At 69.1% G+C, this 18,913-nt stretch carries 20 protein-coding genes; 7 read left to right on the plus strand and 13 right to left on the minus strand.

What is annotated here, in order from left to right:
• The first annotated feature begins 108 nt into the window (after positions 1-108).
• Both ACWF99_RS10945 and ACWF99_RS10950 read left to right on the plus strand, forming a co-directional pair.
• Positions 109-456: a hypothetical protein gene (locus tag ACWF99_RS10945; RefSeq protein ID WP_452535710.1), complete on the plus strand. Its 348-nt coding sequence runs from the start codon at positions 109-111 to the stop codon at positions 454-456.
• Positions 449-1,081, plus strand: a complete 633-nt coding sequence (locus ACWF99_RS10950; protein ID WP_378627730.1) for a Dabb family protein — start codon at positions 449-451, stop codon at positions 1,079-1,081. Before ACWF99_RS10945 ends, ACWF99_RS10950 begins: the two co-directional genes overlap by 8 nt.
• Positions 1,082-1,194: 113 nt before the next feature.
• Here ACWF99_RS10950 and ACWF99_RS10955 read toward each other — a convergent pair whose 3' ends face one another.
• The 4 genes from ACWF99_RS10955 to ACWF99_RS10970 form a co-directional block, all read right to left on the minus strand.
• Positions 1,195-2,043, minus strand: a complete 849-nt coding sequence (locus ACWF99_RS10955) for an IclR family transcriptional regulator (protein ID WP_378627732.1) — start codon at positions 2,041-2,043, stop codon at positions 1,195-1,197.
• Positions 2,044-2,222: 179 nt separating this feature from the next.
• Complete coding sequence (gene bphC, locus ACWF99_RS10960) at positions 2,223-3,128, minus strand: biphenyl-2,3-diol 1,2-dioxygenase (RefSeq protein ID WP_452535711.1); 906 nt, start codon at positions 3,126-3,128, stop codon at positions 2,223-2,225.
• A gap of 26 nt (positions 3,129-3,154) precedes the next feature.
• Positions 3,155-4,333 (minus strand): acyl-CoA dehydrogenase family protein, encoded by a 1,179-nt coding sequence (locus ACWF99_RS10965; protein ID WP_056809617.1) that lies wholly within the window; start codon positions 4,331-4,333, stop codon positions 3,155-3,157.
• Positions 4,334-4,370: 37 nt separating this feature from the next.
• Positions 4,371-5,546 carry a Rieske 2Fe-2S domain-containing protein gene (locus ACWF99_RS10970; RefSeq protein ID WP_378627736.1) on the minus strand — a complete coding sequence of 392 codons (1,176 nt, stop codon included), beginning with the start codon at positions 5,544-5,546 and terminating at the stop codon, positions 4,371-4,373.
• 203 nt (positions 5,547-5,749) lie between these two features.
• Here ACWF99_RS10970 and ACWF99_RS10975 point away from each other — a divergent pair, with 203 nt between their 5' ends.
• Together ACWF99_RS10975 and ACWF99_RS10980 are read left to right on the plus strand one after the other, a co-directional pair.
• Positions 5,750-6,355, plus strand: a complete 606-nt coding sequence (locus ACWF99_RS10975) for a hotdog family protein (RefSeq protein ID WP_378627738.1) — start codon at positions 5,750-5,752, stop codon at positions 6,353-6,355.
• Between the two features lie 137 nt (positions 6,356-6,492).
• Positions 6,493-7,350, plus strand: a complete 858-nt coding sequence (locus ACWF99_RS10980; RefSeq protein ID WP_378627739.1) for a DNA/RNA non-specific endonuclease — start codon at positions 6,493-6,495, stop codon at positions 7,348-7,350.
• Between the two features lie 23 nt (positions 7,351-7,373).
• Here the strand turns inward: ACWF99_RS10980 and ACWF99_RS10985 are convergent, their stop codons facing one another.
• Positions 7,374-7,907 (minus strand): VOC family protein, encoded by a 534-nt coding sequence (locus ACWF99_RS10985; RefSeq protein ID WP_378627741.1) that lies wholly within the window; start codon positions 7,905-7,907, stop codon positions 7,374-7,376.
• Positions 7,908-8,017: 110 nt separating this feature from the next.
• The gene (locus ACWF99_RS10990; protein WP_452535712.1) at positions 8,018-8,677 is read right to left on the minus strand and encodes a TetR/AcrR family transcriptional regulator; all 660 of its coding nucleotides are present in this window, start codon (positions 8,675-8,677) and stop codon (positions 8,018-8,020) included.
• Between the two features lie 142 nt (positions 8,678-8,819).
• Here ACWF99_RS10990 and ACWF99_RS10995 point away from each other — a divergent pair, with 142 nt between their 5' ends.
• A complete protein-coding gene (locus tag ACWF99_RS10995) occupies positions 8,820-9,782 on the plus strand; it encodes an oxygenase MpaB family protein (RefSeq protein WP_452535713.1) in 963 nt (320 codons plus the stop codon).
• Here ACWF99_RS10995 and ACWF99_RS11000 read toward each other — a convergent pair.
• Positions 9,779-10,405, minus strand: coding sequence for a TetR/AcrR family transcriptional regulator (locus tag ACWF99_RS11000; RefSeq protein ID WP_452535714.1), 627 nt, complete (start codon positions 10,403-10,405; stop codon positions 9,779-9,781). The genes ACWF99_RS10995 and ACWF99_RS11000 overlap by 4 nt on opposite strands.
• A gap of 71 nt (positions 10,406-10,476) precedes the next feature.
• On the opposite strand from ACWF99_RS11000, the gene ACWF99_RS11005 reads away from it, so the two are divergent.
• Both ACWF99_RS11005 and ACWF99_RS11010 read left to right on the plus strand, forming a co-directional pair.
• Complete coding sequence (locus ACWF99_RS11005) at positions 10,477-11,238, plus strand: 3-hydroxyacyl-CoA dehydrogenase (protein WP_378654536.1); 762 nt, start codon at positions 10,477-10,479, stop codon at positions 11,236-11,238.
• 142 nt (positions 11,239-11,380) lie between these two features.
• On the plus strand, positions 11,381-12,760 hold the full coding sequence (locus tag ACWF99_RS11010) for a WS/DGAT/MGAT family O-acyltransferase (RefSeq protein ID WP_452535715.1): 1,380 nt from the start codon (positions 11,381-11,383) through the stop codon (positions 12,758-12,760).
• 55 nt (positions 12,761-12,815) lie between these two features.
• Here the strand turns inward: ACWF99_RS11010 and ACWF99_RS11015 are convergent, their stop codons facing one another.
• The 6 genes from ACWF99_RS11015 to ACWF99_RS11040 all read right to left on the minus strand — a co-directional run bounded on the left by ACWF99_RS11015 (position 12,816) and on the right by ACWF99_RS11040 (position 18,906).
• Positions 12,816-13,700 carry an alpha/beta fold hydrolase gene (locus ACWF99_RS11015; protein WP_452535716.1) on the minus strand — a complete coding sequence of 295 codons (885 nt, stop codon included), beginning with the start codon at positions 13,698-13,700 and terminating at the stop codon, positions 12,816-12,818.
• A 77-nt stretch (positions 13,701-13,777) separates the two neighbouring features.
• A complete protein-coding gene (locus ACWF99_RS11020; RefSeq protein ID WP_452535717.1) occupies positions 13,778-14,794 on the minus strand; it encodes an alpha/beta fold hydrolase in 1,017 nt (338 codons plus the stop codon).
• Positions 14,795-14,816: 22 nt separating this feature from the next.
• On the minus strand, positions 14,817-15,317 hold the full coding sequence (locus tag ACWF99_RS11025; RefSeq protein ID WP_378627756.1) for a DinB family protein: 501 nt from the start codon (positions 15,315-15,317) through the stop codon (positions 14,817-14,819).
• 119 nt (positions 15,318-15,436) lie between these two features.
• A complete protein-coding gene (locus ACWF99_RS11030; RefSeq protein WP_452535718.1) occupies positions 15,437-16,453 on the minus strand; it encodes an ABC transporter substrate-binding protein in 1,017 nt (338 codons plus the stop codon).
• An 81-nt stretch (positions 16,454-16,534) separates the two neighbouring features.
• A complete protein-coding gene (locus ACWF99_RS11035; protein WP_452535719.1) occupies positions 16,535-17,461 on the minus strand; it encodes a TAXI family TRAP transporter solute-binding subunit in 927 nt (308 codons plus the stop codon).
• The gene (locus ACWF99_RS11040) at positions 17,458-18,906 is read right to left on the minus strand and encodes a sensor histidine kinase (protein WP_452535720.1); all 1,449 of its coding nucleotides are present in this window, start codon (positions 18,904-18,906) and stop codon (positions 17,458-17,460) included. Before ACWF99_RS11040 ends, ACWF99_RS11035 begins: the two co-directional genes overlap by 4 nt.
• Between the last annotated feature and the right edge of the window lie 7 nt (positions 18,907-18,913).

Raw genomic sequence — 18,913 nt, forward strand, 5'->3', positions numbered from 1 at the left:
ACGTCGTCGGCCTCACCGTAGGGTCGGTGCCGCGCGATCCGTACCGCGTTCTCCCACTGGGCGGAAACACCAGGTCGATGCCCTTCGGCGGCTGCCTACGGTCGGTGCATGGAAGCCACGAAGGTCTACGTGATCGACACCGTAGTGACCAAGCCGGGGCGGGCCAGGGAATTCGTCGACGCCTATCTGCGCGACTACGTCCCGGGTGCGCGCGAACGCGGCATGACGCTGGAGCGGATCGTGGTGAGTCCGCCCGTGTGGTTCCCGGACGAGTCGAACACGATCATCGCGAGCTGGGTACTCGACGGCGCACAGGGCTGGTGGGAGATGACCTGGCAGGGACGTTCGGATGAGTCGGTGCGGCAGTGGTGGGCCTCGGCGCAGGAGCTGATCGTCGAACGGACCCGCTCGACCGGGGCGCACGCCACCGACATCGACAGGCTCGGCGATGTTTGAAGTGACTCGGCTGGTGCATCTCTCGCCCGGCACCGATGCCGTGGTGCGCGACCGGCTGATGACCGGGGTGCGCGAAATCGCCGCCCCGGCCGCACGCCGCGTGCTGGTCGAGCCCACATTGCCGGGCGTGCGCAACGGTGGTGATGTCCTGGTGCACTTGCGCTTCGACGAGTCCGCGGACTGGACAGGGACCACCACCGAGGTGGATTCCCTGCTGAGCGAAAGTCTGGTCGCCCACGTCGACGGCGCCGAATATCAAGGCGGCACAGCGGGTACCGCCGAGCCGGACGCCACCGGGTCGGTATACCGGGTACTGCTGCTGCGAGTAGAGCAGGACACCCCGTGCGCGACGGTCGAGCGCTTCGAGGCAGATCTGCTGCGGATGCCCCGCTACCTGCCGGGTATCCGGTCCTGGCAGTTGAGCCGGGTCACCCGTGGCACCGGACTCGCGGCGTGGACGCATGTCTGGGAGCAGGAGTTCGCCGACCTCGACGCTCTCGTAGGCCCCTATTTGATGCACCCGGTCCACTGGGCGCACGTCGACCGCTGGTTCGACCCCGAATGCCCGGACATGATCGTCCGCGACCGGATCTGCCACAGTTTTTGCGTGAACCGCCCGCTCTGACGGAAGTGATTGTCCGCGAACGGTTCTGACCTCGTCGTCGCGTGCGCAACCGGGGTCTCATCCGTCGCGCCGTACGCCGCCCGCGTTCGGGCGGCACACGGCGCGACGTGGGATCACGCCGTACGCGGCCCGCGGTGGTCGGCGTACGAACGGCTCACGCCCAGTGGACGAGGATGCTGCTGCAACGTCGGATGCACCCGGACCCGGCCGTCGTCGACATGGCGCCAGATATTGAGCGCGGTCGTGCGCACCGGCGCGCTGAGCCGGTGATCGAACAGCATCCGATCCACCGGTCCACACACCGACACCGCCGCCACGGCGGCCTCGCCGAGATCGCCGATGGGCGCCGCGATACAGCCGAAGCCGGGCAGCGACTCCTCGCGTTCGACGGCGATCCCGTGCGCGCGCACCTTGTCCAGTTCGGTGTCGAGCTGGGCCTTGGTGGTGATCGAGTAGCGGGTGCGTGCGCCGGCCTGGCCTGCGAGGGCGTCGGCGATGCGGCGCTCGTCGGAGTAGGCCAGGATCGCCTTGCCGACCGCGGTACAGGCAGCGGGCCGCCTGCCGCCGACGCGGGTGGGCACCACCGCCGACAGCTCGCCGCCGACCTTGTCGAGGTACACGACGTCGGGACCGTCCAGCACGGCCAGATGCACCACGAACCCGGTGACCCGGTGCAGTTCGTGCAGGAACGGCATCGCCGCGCGGTGCAGCCGGTCCTGGTGCACCGCCAGCGAGCCGAGCTCCATCAGCCGGATGCCGAGCTCGTAGTCGCGCCCCTCGCGACGTAGCCAGCGCAACTGCACCAGCCGATCGAGCATGCGATGCGCCGAGGACCGGGGTAGACCGGTGCGCCGGACGATCTGGGCGAGCGTGAGCCTGCCCGGGCCGTCGAAGGCGTCGAGCAGCAGGGACGCGCGATCGAGGATCGCGCTCGGGGTGGTGGCCTCGGCCTGGATGACCATGAGCTCTCCATTCGGATCTACGAGCTGATGCCCAGTCGCATATTTCGATTAGGCATATACCTATTCATACCATCCGTTGTGGTCGTTGTCACATGAATCGGCAGGCCAATATGAAAAAGACGGCCCCTGGCCCGAGCGAGAAGCTCGGGCCAGGGGCCGTCGTGGGACTACCTGCGGAATTACATCGCCGCGAGCGGCTCGCTTCCGGACCAGTCGTGGCCCCAGTAGCTGTCCGCGGTGATCTCCTCGGCGCTGTAGTACGTCTCGTCGACCCGCATGCCTTCGGTGCCGAACTCGATATCCCAGCCGCCGGGCGCGCGGACATAGAACGACACCATCTTGTCGTTGGTGTGCCTGCCCAGCGTCGAGGACACCGAGAAGCCGTCCTTGGTCACCCGATCGAGAGCCTGGCCGACGGCGTCGAGGGAGTCGACCTCCACCATGATGTGCACCAGGCCCGGCGCGCCACCGTGCGGAGCCGGGCACAGTGCCAGGCTGTGATGGCGTTCGTTGACACCGAGGAACCGCACCCGCATCGGGCCGTACTCCGGCGGCGCCGGGATCCGGAACGCGCCGCGCGGCAGGAACCCGAGCACGTCGGTGTAGAAGCCGAACGCGCCGTTGGGGTCCATGGTCGGCAGCACGACATGGCCCAGACCCTGTGCGCCGGTGACGAACTTCGCGCCGAACGGGGTGATCACCGGGCTGTGGTCGAGCACCGCGCCGTGGAAGATCTCGAGGGTGGCGCCGGTCGGGTCCTGGAAGGTGATGACCTCCTCGACCCGGCGCGCGTCGGCCTCTTCGACCGACAGCGGTTTCACCGCGATCCCGGCCGCCGTCACGGCTTCCTGCACGCGGACCAGGGCCGCGTGGTCGCGGACTTCCCAGCCGATGGTGACGATGGCGTCGCTGTCGCCCGACACGATCGTGATCCGCGCCGCGCGCTCGTCCATCCGCAGGTACAGCGCGTCCTCGTCGGGCCCGCTGCCCTGGGCGAAGCCGAGCACCTCGAACGCGAACTTGCGCCACCGGTCCATGTCGGCGGTCTGGATCTTGACGTAGCCGAGGCCTTTGATGTCTGTCATTTCCGTTGTCCTTCGTGGTATTCGGGTCAGATCATCGAGCGCAGGTTGTCCGCGGGCTCGAGACCGAGGGAGCTGACGGCCGAGGCGTGGTACACCGTGCTCGGCACGTGGATGGCGTGGGCGAGGCCGACGTGGGCGTCGCGCCAGTAGCGCTGCAGCGGCTTGTCGATCCGCATGGCGTTGCCGCCGGAGCGGGCGAAGATCTGGTCCACGGCGGTGACCGCGCGCCAGGCCGCGCGGACCTGGGTGCGCCGGACCGCGGCCCGTTCGGCGAAGCCGATCTCCTTGCCCGCGTCGACGGCGTCGAAGATCTTGTCGGCGTTGGCGAGGAGTTCCTGGCGGGCGGCGTTGATGTCGGCGGCGGCCTCGCCGATGGCGAACAGCACGTACGGATCGTCCTTGACCGCGGTGCCCTGGGCGCCGACCCGGTCGCGCTGGTAGTCCAGGTGCGCGGCCAGCGCGCCCTCGGCGATGCCGACCACGGCGGAGCTGATGCCCAGCGGGAACATCGTCGACCACGGCATCTTGTACAGCGTCTCGGTGACCCCGTACTCCTTCTGCGCGGTGCCGTCGATGACGTGGTCGCCGTTCATCACTCGGTAGTCGGGCACGAACGCGTCCTTGACGATGATGTCCTTGGACCCGGTGCCCTTGAGGCCCACCACATTCCACGAGTCCTCGACGATCTGATAATCCTGGCGCGGCAGGATCATGTGCAGCATCGTCGGCGGCATGGCCATCTTGCCCTCGGCGTCACCGAGCATGGCGCCCAGGAAGATCCAGTCACAGTGGTCGGTGCCGGAACTGAACTGCCAGCGGCCGTTGAAGATGTAGCCGCCGTCGACCGGACGGGCGATGCCGGTCGGCGCGTAGGGCGAGGCCATCCAGGTGTCGTGGTCGTCGGCCCACACCTCGTCCTGCACCTTCGGATCGGCGAAGGCCAGCTGCCACGGGTGCACCCCGACGATGCCGGCGATCCAGCCGCTGGCCGGGTCGAGTGCGGCGGTGGCCATCACCGTCTCGGCGAACTCGCGCGGGTGCGCCTCGTAGCCGCTGTACTTCTTGGGCTGCAGCAGGCGGATCGGGCCCGCCGTCTTCAGCAGCTGGGCCGTGGCATCGGGCAGCTGCCCGAGACGCTCCGCCTCCGGTGCCTGCTCGCGCAGCTGGTCCGCGATGGCGGCGATATTGTCGAGAACTCTGGTCATCTCCGGTGATGCTTTCTGTTCGTGGTGGGGTGGGGGATCAGGACATGGTGTCGATGACGGCGCCGCGGGCGATGTTGTCGGCCACCTCGGCCTCCCAGCTCGTCACCGCGCGATCGGTATCGATCTCGAACTCGAACCGCTTGGTCATGTCCTCGGTGACGTCGTCGACGTCGACGTAGAACTGCTTGTACCAACGGCGTAGCTGGTACACCGGGCCGTCCTCCTCCGAGAGCAGCGGATTGTCGATGGGCGCCTTGTTCTTCCAGATCTCGACGTCCTGCTCGAAGCCGTACTCCACGCCCTGCGCGAACTGCGCCGCCATCGCGTTGGCGTCCTCGTCGGACATGCCCTCGGGCTTCTTGACCATCGCGCCGTACTGCAGCACGAACGAGTTCTCGTCGACCGGGTAGTGGCAGTTGACGAGCACCGTCTCGATTGTCATCCCGTTCGATTCGCTCCACAGCCAATCGAGCATGTACGACGGACCGAAATACGAGGCGTCCGAACGCAATGCGGAATCCGGGTCGTCGTAGCTGGTGCCGACAGTGACGTCGTGGCGCGGGGTCGAGCGCATGTACTGGGTGGCGACGTGGCCCTCGAAGACGTTCTTGAAGTAGCGCGGGAACGAGTAGTGCACGTAGAAGAAATGCGCCATGTCGACGACGTTGTCGACGATCTCGCGACAGTGCGAGCCCTCGATCAGAATCGAATTCCAGGTCAGGTCGGTCCACTCCGGCGTGCCGTACCCCTCGATCTCGGGAATGGTCACGTCATCGGTGGGCTTGCTGCCCTGCGGGTCGTGCCAGACGTAGAGCTGGCCGTTGCGCTCCAGCGTCGGCCAGGTGCGGGTCTTGGCCAGCGGCGGCACCCGGCGCGCGTACGGAATGGCCGTGCACTTGCCGTTACCGCCCCAGCGCCAGTCGTGGAACGGGCAGGCGATCGAGTCGCCCTTGATGGTGCCGCGCGCGAGGTTGCCGCCCATGTGGCGGCAGTAGCCGTCGAGCACGTGCAGCGCGCCGTCGGATTCGGACTGGAACACCACGAGCATGGTGCCGAAGGCCTTCACCTCGTGCGGGTTGCCGTCGCGGAACGACGAGAGCAGGCCGAGGCAGTGCCAGCCGCGGGCGAACCGAGTCGGCGCCGCGGCGGCCTCGATCTGCCGGTAGTCGGCGGTGGTGTCCTGCGATCGGCCGTTCGGCGAGTTCTCCGGCATCGAAACCTCCATGTTCGGACGGAGTGGGGATGAGCTGCGCCGATGGTCGCGCCGCGCGAGGGTCGGCGGGTCGTGGTGTTCCCGGTCAGCGGACATGTTTTCGTCCCGGTCGGCCGCTGTCCCGATGACCGGGAGAGGAACCGATCACAGCGTGCGGACCGCCCTACCGTGACGGCATCGGTTTCGACGAGCAGGAGTGAATCATGGGTAACGTCGCGGTGGTACTGGACACCGATGCCATCCGGCTGTTCGCGCGAGCGGCGCGTTCGGACAACCCGGCCTACCGGCTCGCCGATCGGCCCGTGGTGCCGCCGACCTTCCTGCCCGCCGACGGATCCATCGCAGGGGAGCGGGTCGAGACCGATCACCGGTTCTTCGGTCCGCCGCCGCGCGCGGGTGACCAGCTGACCGCGATTCGCGCGGGTGCCCCCGGCCAACCCGCCGTCGGCGCCGCCGAGTCGCTCACCCGATATTTCGACCGCACGGGCGGTCTGGTCGCCGAGTCGTGGGCGGCGGCAGAATCCTTCGCGGGCGAGCAGGTGTCACCGCAGGCGGCGGCGCTGCTGGCGACCTACGCCACCGACTGGCTCGGGGCCGAGGCGATCCGCCGCTTCCGCACCAGGTCGGTGCGACCACTGCCGCCCGGCGATGTCATGTCGTGTTCGGGACGGGTGACCCAGAGCTACGTGCAGGACGGCGAATCCCGGGTCGATGTGAGCCTGTGCGGCGCCGACGCCGCGGGCACTGTGGTAGTACGTGCGTGGGCCACCTTCGCCGTGACCGGCGACGGGACACCGGACCCGCGATAGGGGAGCGGACCTCACCTCGGCCCTCGGGCGCGGACAACGGGTAGTCGACTACTCGTGAGGATGTCCGCGGTGGCGGCGACGATCGTGTGTACGCAACTGCCGACACACCTTGTCTACCCTTCGGGAAGGGGCCTGCGATGACCGTCCACGTGGATTCTCCGTCGACAACCGGTATCGAGAGCGACGCGCCGCGGACCGGGTACGACCCGGACTTTCTCGGGTCGAGGGTCGAGATTCCGGAACTGGATGCGGCCGTGCGCGGCGACGCGGTTCGCCTCGACGGCTCCGATGTCATCAGCTACACCCACTTCTCGTTGGCGCTGAGCCGGCCACGGCGGTTCGCGTTCTGGGTGGCCTGGAACATCGACGGCGCCGCGATGCGCAAACTTTCCCGCACCGGCATCGACTTCGTCAAAGACCCACGCCTGCCCGCCGAAGCGCAGGTGGGAAACGAACTCTACCAGCGGAATCGGCTCGATCGCGGGCACCTGGCACGGCGCGCGGATCTGCTGTGGGGCAGTGAAGCCGAAGCCGAGCAGGCCAATGTCGACTCGTTCTTCTACACCAACATCACCCCGCAGATGGACGACTTCAACCAGAGCAGCCGCGCCGGGGTGTGGGGTCAGCTCGAAGACGCGGTCTTCGCCGACGTCGAGGTCGACAACCTGAAGGTGAGCGTGCTCGGCGGGCCCGCCTTCCGCGCGGACGACCAGGTGCATCGTGGCGTGGCCCTGCCGCGGGAGTACTGGAAGGTGATCTGCTTCGTCGAGGGAAATCGACTGCGGTGCAAGGCGTTTCTGCTGACCCAGAACCTCGACGAGCTCGAAGCGCTCGCCCTCGACGAGTTCCGCGTGTTCCAGGTCGCCGTGGCCGAGATCGAACAGCGAGTGCACTGCCGGTTCCCGGCCGCACTCCACATCGCCGACACTTTCGTGACCCAGGAGTCGGTGGCCCAGCGCAGCCCGCTCGAGTCGACGGCCGACATCAGCTGGTAACCGCTAGCCGACACCGGCGCGGGTCACGACGTCGCCGCCCGACGTGCCGCCACGCGCGCCCATACCTGAGGATCGGTGCGTGGGCCGCCCTCGGTGGTCGCGCCGTACCGCCGGATCTGGGCGTCGATGTCGAGTGGCGCGGTCAGTGAGGTGCCGGGAGCGAGCGCGTCCTCCACCTGCTCATCGGGCACCAGCCAGCACACCTCGAACTCGATGCCGTCGGGGTCGCGGGCGTAGAGCGCCTTGGTCGACCCGTGATCGCCGGCACCGGTCAGTGCGCGCGCCGCCGTCAAGCGGTCTCGGACCGCGACGAGCTCGGACAACGTGTCCACTTCCCAGGCGACGTGATAGAGCCCGACCGAGCCCGCCGGGCCCGGCGCGGATGTCCTGGCCTGGAAGAGCCCGAGGTCGTGATCGTTGGCCGAGCCGGGGTAGCGCAGAAACGCGCCGCCGGGGAATCCTTCGGCGAGCCGCTCGAAACCGAGCACGTCCTCGTAGAACGCGATGCTGCGCGGCAGATCCGCGACGAACAGAACGATGTGGTTGATTCCCCGCATCTGGCGGCCTCCTCGATCGGCAGTTCTCGATCTCCGAGCGTCCCACGCCGACCCCCGGCGAGACCACCGGACGACCGGGGAGTGGGAGACTTCGGCCCGGGCGGCTCGCGCTATTGCGTCGACTTCGTCGTGGTGACGTGCTGCGTGCTGTCGGAGCTGAGCAGCAGCCGGGCGATGAGGTCGGTGAGATGCTCCCGGGTGGTGTCGAATTCGCCGCGCATCCAGGCCGCGACCAACTCCAGTGCGCCGCTGACCACGCTGTAGGCGGTCATATCGGCGTCGAGCGGATCGGCGGGTTCGGCGAGGATCTCGCGACCCACCGCCGACATCGCGCGGGCGATCGCGTGCTGGGTGCTCAGTCGCGCTGCCTGCAGTGCCTCGGTGCTCTGCGCGTTCAGCAGCAGGGCCGATCGGCGGGGGTCGGCGAGCAGGAAGCCCAGCGCGGCGTCCGCCGCCGCGCGCACCTGGCTGTGGACGTCGGGGTCGGCGTCGTGGGTGGCGGTGACCACCGCGGCGATGCCGAGGCCGGTGTGCTCCTCGACCAGGGCGGTGAGCAGGGCGTCGCGGTCGGCGAACTGCTCGTAGAAGTAGCGATCGTTGAGGCGGGCTCTCACACAGACGGCCCGTTTGGTGACCGCCGGAGCTCCGCCCTCGGCGAGCAGGTCGAGCGCGGCGTCGAACAGCGCGCCGCGACGGCGGGATCGGCGTTCGTCCGCGGCTACACCGCCGTAGACGCGTGATGTCGCCGCGTCGTCGGTGTCGTTGCGCATGGCCGCCTTTCCTCTTCTCCGGGCGCCAGAATAGTCCACCCGGAACTCTTGACCCTCCCGCAATTGTGGTGCACTCTGACACCAGACTAGTTTGTGGTGTCGTCCAGCACCAGAACTGTCGGCGGAACAAAGGAGTTCACCGATGACCTGTCCTGTGCCACATCAGGAAACCCGCTCGGCCGACGTCGCCCCGGCGTCCTCGCGCGAATCCCACAGCGCCGTCGCACGATTCGAACGTGTCGGCGGATCGGTTCTGTTCGGCTTGTTCGGGGTCGGCCTGTTCGACCAGCCGATGCTGCCGCCCGTGTCGGCCGCGCTCGAAGCCACCGGGCGGTCGCGATACCAGCCGTGGGGGCGCGCAGTGCGCACCGCGGCGGCCGACCAGCTGATCTATCACGGCGAAGACGCCGACCGCGACGCCGAGTCGCAGCGGCTGATGCTCCTGCATCGCGACGTCAAAGGCGTGGGCCCGGACGGTGAACGCTATTCGGCGCTCAACCCGCACGCCTGGAACTGGATCCTCTACTCGACCTTCTTCGTCCAGCGCGGCGCCTACCTCGCATTGACCGGCGACACCCCGTCACCGGCCGCCGACCAGGCCATCTGGGACCACTACCGCACCAAGACGCGCGGTCTGCACCTGCCCGGCAACTCGCAGCCGATCGCGAACTACGCCGACCTGGCCGTCCACTACGACCACATGATCACCGAACTGCGCGCGACCCCGGCACTGGAAGCGGCCACCACGACGGTTCGCCGTGCACCGCGCCCTGACTTCCTGCCCGCCGTCACCGCCCCGCTGTGGTGGGTGGGCGCGCCCGCGTTCGGCTATATCGCGATGGTTCTGGGCTGCGGCATCATGCACCCCGAGGTGCGAGCCAAGATGCCGATCACCTGGAACGCTCGCCACGACCGGCACTTCCGAGTCCTCACGACCGCCCTGCGCGTCGCCTACACCCGGCTCCCGGCCGCGGTCACCGACTCCCCGATGGCCCGTAACCGGCGCAAGTACGAACAACTGGTCGAGCGATACCGTGAGGTCGGCCTCACCTCGTTCGCACCGGAGACCGGCGAGGCCCGATCGCGGCGGCGCGTGCGAGCCTAGCCACGGTCGAGTGGAGCTCGGTCCGGCGCGGAGCCAGGCAGGTGCGGATCCATCCAGCGCAGCATCCGGTCGACCGAATCCGCGCAGTCGCCCTGCGCGCCGGACTCGGCCCATTCGATCAGCGCGGCGAAGGTGGCGGACTGGTACGCGGTGGCGATGGCCCGGCAGATGGGAGCGGGGGAGGCGGGCAGTCGACCGGCGAGGTAGCCCGACAACGTATCGATCCACGGGCGGTAGACCCGGGGAGCCGTCGCGGCCAGCTCGGGTTCGGAGGAGATCAGCCGCAGCCAGTCCGGCGCCAGCTCCTGGATCTGCGGATCGCGCGATACCGACTCGACGATCGCGGACCGCACGACCACCGCGGGCGGCTCCTCGGGTGCGGCGCCGGCGAGCGCGTCTCGGAGCCGCTCCGTCGCGGGCGCGACGCCGATCCAGGCGATCTCGGATCGGGACGAGAAGTGTCGCAGCAGGGTTCGCGTGCTGATTCCGGTGGCCTCGGCGAGATCGCTCCAGCTGGTGGTGGCGAAACCGCGGTCGGTCCACAAGCGCAGCGCGCCGGCCGACACAGCCCTGGTGTCCAGCACGGAGGGGCGGCCGGGACGGCGGGGAGCTGGCTGGGTCACCGCGAAAGCCAAACAGTTTTGGCGAAGTGTGTCAATATTCAGTGAGACCTCACCGAAAACAGGAGAACAGTATGGATTTCGTCAACTCGTCCGCGATCGTCACCGGCGGTGCGTCGGGTCTCGGCTTGGCGACCGTGCAGGAACTGCACGCCAAGGGCGCCAAGGTCGTCATCGTCGACCTCCCCTCGTCCAACGGCGCTGCCATCGCCAAGGAGCTGGGTGAGGGCGCGGCGTTCGCGGCCGCGGACGTGACCGACGAGTCGGCGGTGGCCGCGGCACTCGACGCCGCCGAATCGCTGGCGCCGCTGCGGATCGCGGTGAACTGCGCCGGCATCGGCAACGCGATCAAGACGGTCGGCAAGAAGGGCGCGTTCCCGCTCGCCGACTTCACCAAGGTGATCAACGTCAACCTCGTCGGCACGTTCAACGTGATCCGGCTGGCCGCCGAGCGCATGTCGGGCACCGACCCGGTCGGTGAGGAGCGCGGCGTCATCATCAACACTGCCTCCGTCGCCGCTTACGACGGCCAGATCGGCCAGGCCGCCTACGCCGCGTCCAAGGGTGGCATCGTCGGCCTGACCCTGCCGATCGCGCGTGACCTGGCGAGCTTCAAGATCCGCGTCGTCACGATCGCGCCCGGCCTGTTCCGTACGCCGCTGTTCGAGACGCTGCCCGAGGAGGCGCTGCAGTCCCTCGGCGCGCAGGTGCCGCACCCCTCGCGCCTGGGGCAGCCCACCGAGTTCGCCGCGTTGGCCCGCCACATCGTGGAGAACCCGATGCTCAACGGCGAGACCATTCGTCTCGACGGCGCCATCCGGATGGCGCCGCGCTGAGTTGATCTGTGCGACACCACCTCCGGCCGGGCCCGCTGCCCGGCCGGAGGTGTTTGTCGGCACCGGCGTACCACTTGTGATCGTCGTCAAAGTTCGGCACGGGTGACAGCAAAACTAGAACGTGTTCTAGTAGGCTTCTGCTATGGAACAACTCACCGGACTGGATGCCAGTTTCCTCTATCTGGAGACCGACACCCAGCATCTCCACGTCTGCGCACTGCTGATCCTCGACCCGGCCGACGGTCACTACTCCTTCGGCAACCTCCGCGACGAGCTCCGCAAGCGGTTGCCCCTCATCCCGCATATGCGCCGCCGAATCCACCCGGTGCCGTTCAACCTCGACCATCCGCTGTGGGTAGACGACGCCGACTTCGACATCGACAACCACATCCGGCGGGTGGAATTGCCGGAGACGGGTGGTCTGGCCGCGCTGATCGGCGCTATCGCCAGTCTCCCGATGGACCGGAATCGGCCGCTGTGGGAGATGTCGGTGGTGGAAGGTCTCGACGACGGCAAGGTAGCCGTCGTCTGTAAGTACCATCACTCGGCCGTCGACGGCATCACCGGCACGAACATGATGATGCACCTGTGCGATCTGGAGCCGGGGACCAGTCGCCCGGAACCCGAGCCGTGGCAACCGGAACCGGTGCCCGGCGATCTGGAACTGGCCGCGCGGGCCGCGGTCCGCCTGCCCGCCAGGGCAGGCATGCTCGGCATGGTCCCCAAGACCCTCGGGATGGTCGCGGGCTTCGCGCGGCGGCGCCGCAACAATCAAGCGGGGATGGAGCTTCCGTTCTCCGCGCCACGTACGCCGTTCAACCAGGCCGTCACCGCGGCGCGGTCGGTCTCGTTCACCAAGACCGACCTCGGCGCGATCAAGGAGATCAAGGCCGCGTTCGGGGTGACGGTCAACGATGTGGTGCTGGCCGTCGTCGGCGGCGTGCTGCGCCGCTACCTGGACGAACGAGGCGAGCTGCCCGACCGCTCCCTCATCGCCTCGGTGCCGGTCTCGGTGCACGAATCCACCCGGCACACCGAGGGGATCAACAAGGTCTCGACGCTGTTCTGCCGTCTGGGCACCGATGTCGCCGATCCGGTCGAGCGGCTGCGGGTGCTGGCCGTCGCGAACCGCGAAGCCAAGGCCGAACACGACATGATCGGCGCCGACTTCCTGCAGGACTGGTCGAAGTACGCCCCGCCCAACACCTTTCGGCTCGCCTCGCGCGTCTACTCGTCGCTGAAACTGGCCGAACGGCACCCGGTGGTGCACAACCTGGTGGTCTCGAATGTGCCGGGCCCGCCGATGCCGCTGTACTTCCTCGGCGTCCGGGTGGACGGGATGTTTCCGTTCGGTCCGGTCTTCCACGGGGCCGGGCTCACCGTCACCGTGCTGTCGAACTGCGGCGATCTGGATTTCGGCTTCATCGCCTGCCGCGACCTGGTTCCCGATGTCGAAGCGCTGGCCGAGGCGGTGCCCGCCGTGGTCGATGACCTGCTCGCCGCGGCGCGGGCCGAGGGCTGACCACCTGCCCGGGCCGATCGCCCTGTTCGCCACCGGCGTCGAACAGGGTCGTCACCTACAGCCGAGCCGCCACTGCCCGGCACGCGTCGGTCAACGCCGGCACGAACCGGTCCGGCGCGACGGCGCACGCCGCGTGACCCGCCGCGACCGGATGAATACTCGACCCCGGGACCGCAGCCGCGAGTTCGATCTGGCGGTACACCGGGATCGCCCGGTCTCTGGTCGTGATGACCACTGCGGTCGGCATCCGCAGCTCCGATAGCCAGTCGGTGGCATCGAACGTCCCGATCTCGGCCAGCACGGGTGCCAGCGCCCATCCGCTGGTGCTGCGGAATTCGCCCACCGCCCAGCGGCGCAGCTGTCCCGGCACCAGGGCGGGCGGCAGATCCGGCAGGGACCGCGTCAACCGCCGGGCGCGGCGATAGGGATATTCTCCCAGGGCTTCGGCGACGGAGGCGAAACCGCGATGGAACGCCCGCTCGCGCCATTTCTCCTGGAAGCGATACGGAGTCGCGCACAACACCAGCCCCGCGACCCGGTCCGGGTGCCGGCGGGCCGTGAGCAGCGACACGATACCGCCGAGCGAATAGCCTACGCAGACAAAGCGGTCCACGTTCAGCGCATCGGCGACCGCGACCACGTCGTCGGCGCAGTCGTCGAGCCGGAACCGCGCCGACTGGATCCCGCGCCCGTGCCAGCGTTGATCGAACAGCACCACGCGATACCGGGCGCTCAGCGACTCCAGCGCGGGAAACCAGTTCAGTGCCGCCGTGCACGCGGTGCCGTGCAGCAGGATCAGCACGGGTGCGCCGGGTGGTCCGGGGAGGTCGACGACATAGGTCCGGCCACGTCCGGGAAGGCCGAGCATCCGCCCACCGGGAATCTCGTCCACGGCGGGCACGACGAACGGCCCTGTCCGCACCGATCGCGCAGCACCCACGGGGCCTCCTCGGGCATTTCTAGAACTCGTTACAGTTCATGATGGCATATCGGCGCGACAGTGTCGGCGCGGCAGCGTCAGGCGAGGAAGCGCTGGAGTTCCTCGGTGACGAATCGAGGGTTCTCCTCGACGAGCCAATGTCCGGCGCGCGGCACGTCGACCGCCCGCACGATGTTGCTCAGGCGCGGGGAAACGGTGGCGCGGATCGCCTCGAGCTGCCCCTCGGCGGTCATGAGCAGAGTCGGGACAGGTGTCGGCGCGGTCGCCACAGTGTCGCGGACGTCCTGGTCGAGGGCGCGGTAGAGCTCGAAGCCGCCCGCGAGGGCCTCGGGCTTGCGGTAGGTGCGGGCGAACTCGTCGACCTCGGCGTCGGTGAACGGGGACCGATCCGAGGTGCCGCCGAACGCCGTGCCGCCGAAGGAGACCTGCGGGTAGAACAGCGCCAAATACTCGCGAACGTCGTCGCCGACAACAGCTTCGGGGACTCGCCGCTGGGAGTGCAACGCGATGTGCCAGCTCAGTGTGCGGTAGGTCGCTGCGTCGATCGCGGGCCCGGGCAGCGGGAGATCGAGGTAGCCGAGGCGGTCGGTGTCGGCGGGAAACTGGGCAGCGTACGCGAAGGCGACGGCGGCGCCGAAGTCGTGTCCGACCACGCGCGCATCCCGCACGCCGAGCCGGTCGGCGATGAGGGTGTGCACGTACCGCGCCAACGTGGCCTTGTCGTAGGCGGTCGGTGAACCGGTGCTGTCACCGAGTCCGGGCAGGTCGACGGCGTAGACGGTGTGGTTCTCGGCGAGGGCGGGCATGATCGGCCACCAGCCGTACCAGGTCTGTGGCCAACCGTGGATCAGCACCACCGGTGTGCCGCTGCCGCCGGTCACATAATGCATCCGGACACCGTCGATGTCGGCGAACTCGTGCCGGAATGCCTTGTCGAACACGGGGTCACCCGCCGTCGCGGCGGCGTGGGGTGCGATGCCGGAGGCGGCCGGGGAACAGGCTGCGGCACACATCGTGAGCAGGAAGGCGAGTACGAAGGCCACTGCCGCGCGGGCGGATCGACCGACGCTGTGCGGTCGGGAGGTGGAGATCATCTGTTCCTCGTCGGGGATGAGATCAGCGGCCGGTGGCGCCGTCGATCAGTTCGCGGAGGATGTCGGCGTGGCCTGCGTGGCGGCCGGTTTCCTCGATCATGTGGGTGAGTGCCCAGCGCACACTGGGAGCGCGGCGGCCCGGTCGCGGTCTAGGCAGCGGCGCACCGAGATCGGTGCAGCTGTCGAGTATCTCGTTCGCTTGCTCGACCGCGGCCCGGTAGCGGGCGACGACGTCGGCCACGGTGGCAGACGCCGGGGCGTGGAATGTCGCCTGCCAGTCGGTCACGGTGTCCCCGAGGAACATCGAGCGTTCGACGAAGGTCAGGTGCTCGAGCAGGCCGAGCAGGTTGGTGCCCGAAGCCACCGCGGCCGTGCGTACGCGAGGTTCGGGCGCGCCGTCCACCTTCGCGACGATCGAAGTCCGCAGATAATCGAGGAATCCGCGCAGGACCTCGATCTCCTCGCCTCCCGTCCGCGGGGGCGGGGTGTCTCGGCGGCGGGCGTGACGCGTTGTGCTGGGCACGGTGGTCACCTTCCTTCGTCGCGAACGTCAGGCGCTGCGGTGGATGAGCAGGCGCGCCCAGTTTCGCTGAGGCCACCACGATCTGGCACGCGAAATTGCGGGTTCGGCAAAAAGGTCGGTCAGCGGACTCGCTTCGCGTCCCGGATCGTGGTCGCCAGGCGTTCCAGCAGGGGAGCGGTGGCGGCATGGGAGAAGCGGAAGATCGGCGACCAGGGCGCGACCTGGCCGGCTACCACCGCGGGCAGGCTGCGCCAGACCGGCCGGTCGGCGAGCGCGGCCGGCTGCAGGCCCGAGGATCGGTCGTCGAGCAGGATCACGTCGGCCGGATACCGGTCTGCTGTCTCCCAGCTCAGCGATTGGAAGTAGCCGCCGGGGTCCACCTGGTCGGGGACGACGAATTCGACGCCGAGTTCGGTGAAGTAGCTCAGATCGGCCGAGGCGCGCGGGTCGGAGGCGTAGAAGAGTTCCGGGGTCGCCGAGGCGGCGAGCACGCGCAGGCCGGGGCGCGCCGCCACGGCGTCTCGCACCGCCTGGGACGCGGCGGCGAAGCGCTGCTCCGCGGCCGCGACCGCCGGGGTGGCGGTCTCGGCGCCGAGCGCCGCGGCCAGGGCGCGATAGCGCGCGATGATGTCGGGGAGCCGCTGACCGGCGATCCGCACGGCGACCACGTTCGGGTTCGCCGACTCGATCTTGGACAGATTGTCGTCGGGGACATACCAGAGTCGGCCCGGCACATAGGAATCGGTGACGAGCAGATCGGGCTCGAGCGTCGCGTACTTCTCGATGTCGAACTGCCCCCAGGCGTCACCGACGACGGTCACCGAGTCCGGATCGAGGTCGCCGAGCATATCTCGGTCATGCGCTTCGCCGAAAATGCCCACGATGGGCTCGCGCACCCCGTAATCGACCAGCGCGCCCGCCGAACCCGTGAACGCGACCACCCGGCGCGGCGTCCCCTCCGTCCGCACGGTGCCGCCACGACCATCGGGAAACTGCCAGCTCCCGGTGTTGTCTCCTCCGTTGTCGGCGCCGGCGCCGCAGGCTGTAAGACTCGCACTCACCCCGACCGCCCCCGCTACCGCGAAGAATCGGCGCCGGGTGAGGGCGCGGTCCTGTCGGTCCTGGTTCGCGATCACGATTCTCCTCCGCACGTGGCTATCGGTTCGCGATCACTAGACCATATTCACTAAGGCAAGGCAAACCTAACTGGGTCGGATTCAGCCGTGCCAGCGGCGGTACACCTCGGCGGCGCCGGGGTGCAGCGGGACGGTCCCGGTGCCGATCAGGAAGCGGCCGTCGAGGAACTGTGTGCCCGCGGCCTCGGCGGGGACGAGCGCGTCCGCGTGGCGGACCAGCAGGTCGACGATGGCGGCCGCTGTCTCGTCGGGCAGGGTCGCGGCGGCGAGGAGAAGGTTGGCGACGCCGATCGTGTGTATCGCCGGGCTGCCCGGATAGGCATCGGCGGGAATAGCGACCCGGTCGTAGACAGGGCCGTATCGTTCTCGCAGGGGAGCGGCGAGGGCGCCGAGGTCGATCAGCCGCAGGGGATCGGGCACGGCGAGTGCCGCGGTGGGCACGCCACCGGCCCACAGCAACGCGTCGATGGCGCCGTCGGTCAATCGTTGCGCGGCCTCGCGCAGCGGTCGATGCTCGACCACGACGTCGACGCTCGGATCCAGCCCGGCCGTTGTCAGCAGTCGCTGACCGGTGACCGCGGCGCCCGAGCCCGCGGCGCCGAGATTGACCCGGCGTCCACGCAGGTCGGCGGCCTCGTTGATCGGATCGCCGGTACGGACCGCCAGCTGGAGATAGTTCTCGTAGACGCGACCGAGCGCCAGCACACGGCCGCCGAAATCGCTCGCCGAATCCGCCAGCGCCAGTGCGGTGTCGACGTCGCCGTCGGCGACCATCCGCAGATTCTGTTGCGACCCAGCGGTTTCCACCGGTTCGATGCGGAGGGTGTCGGTGTCGTCAGCGGCCGCGGCGGCCAGCAGTCGCGCGAACGCGTAGTAGAAGCCCCCGTCCTCGCCCGAGGCCAGCCGCACCGTTGTTCGGTCGTTCGTGCCGCACCCGGCCACGCCCGCCGACACGAGTGCGGCCAAGGCCAGCATCCGGCGACGTGACATCGGCGATCCACCACTCATCGCGCCACCGCGGGTATCCGAACCGTCACGGCGAGCCCGTGCGGGCGCACCGCCTCGACCGTCAAGCTCGCGCCCCACGCCGTGGCCAGTGCCTGCGCGATCGACAGGCCCAGCCCCGTTCCGCCCGCGGCCGCGGCGGAACCGCGGAAGAATCGCGCCGTGAGTTTGTCGAGTTCGTCCGGCGCGACGCCCGGCCCGTCGTCGGCGACCTGGACCCTCACCCAGCCCGGTTCGTCGCTCACCCCGACGACTGTGTGCGCGCCGGATCCCGCGTACCGGCACGAATTGCTCAGTGCCACATCGAGAATCTGGGCCAGGGCCGCCGAGCTGATCGCCGCCGCGCTGTGGCTGCCGGAATCCTCACCGCCGTCCGGCGGCGCAGCGCTGACCGATCCGCCGGGTCGGCGTGCCGTGCTCAACCGCATCCCCGCGTCGTCGAACGCCGACCCCCATGCGTCGATTCGGTCGGCCACGACCTGTGCCGGATCGCATCGCTCGTCGGTGGATGCCGCGGTGCCGAAGGACGCGGGTGCTTGCGCCACGGCCAGCTCCAGCAGATCGTCGAGAAGCGCGGTCAGCCGTTCCACTTCCGCGGTCGCACCGCGGAAAGTCGCCGACGCCTGGCCAGGGACCGCGTACTCCAGCGAGTCGAGACGAATCATCAACGCGGCGAGCGGGTTTCGCATGGCATGCGCGGTATCGGCGACGAGCTGGTGTTGCGCGTCGGCGGAATCGGCGACGGCGGTGGCCATGGCGTCGACGGATTCGGCGAGGTCACGGACCTCCGGTGGGCCACCGTAATTTCTGGTGATCGGGGCGCGACCGCGTGGTTTCGGCAGTGTCGCGGTGAGTTCGGCGACCGCGTCCGACATCGCGGCCAGCGGGCGCAGCACCCATCGGCTCAGGACCAGTGCCAACAGCACGAAGACCACCATCGCGCCGAGCGCGCCCACCGCGATCACCGCCCACACCCGGGCGATCGTCGCGCGCGCCGCGGCGGTCGACGCCTCGATCACGACGGCACCGTTGACCTGCACGCCGGTGCCGACGGGCCGGGCGATGAGCATGACCGGAGCGCTCCACGGCGTCAGCCGATCCACCTGCTGCGGTCGCTGGTTGCGGCGAGCCGCGGCCACCGCGGCCCGGATCCGCGGATCGCTCACCTCGACCCCGGCGTTGACGATCGGTGCCCCGCGAGCATCCACGACCAGCACGTTCTCCCCGTACAGCTCGTGATAGCGGCCGACCTCGTCGGCGAGTGCCCGCACCCCGCCGGCCGACCCCGCCGCGTCGGCGAGGGTCGCGAAGCGGTCGGCGTCACCGGACCGGCCGAGCACCAGCTCCTGGGTTCGGCTGGTGGCGGCGGTCAGCGACAGCGGAATCGCGAAGGCCAGCACCGCGAGCGCCGCGAAGACGGTGAGCGCGATCAGCAGTCTGCGGCGCATGCCGGTC

This window comes from Nocardia sp. NPDC055002 (assembly GCF_053608825.1).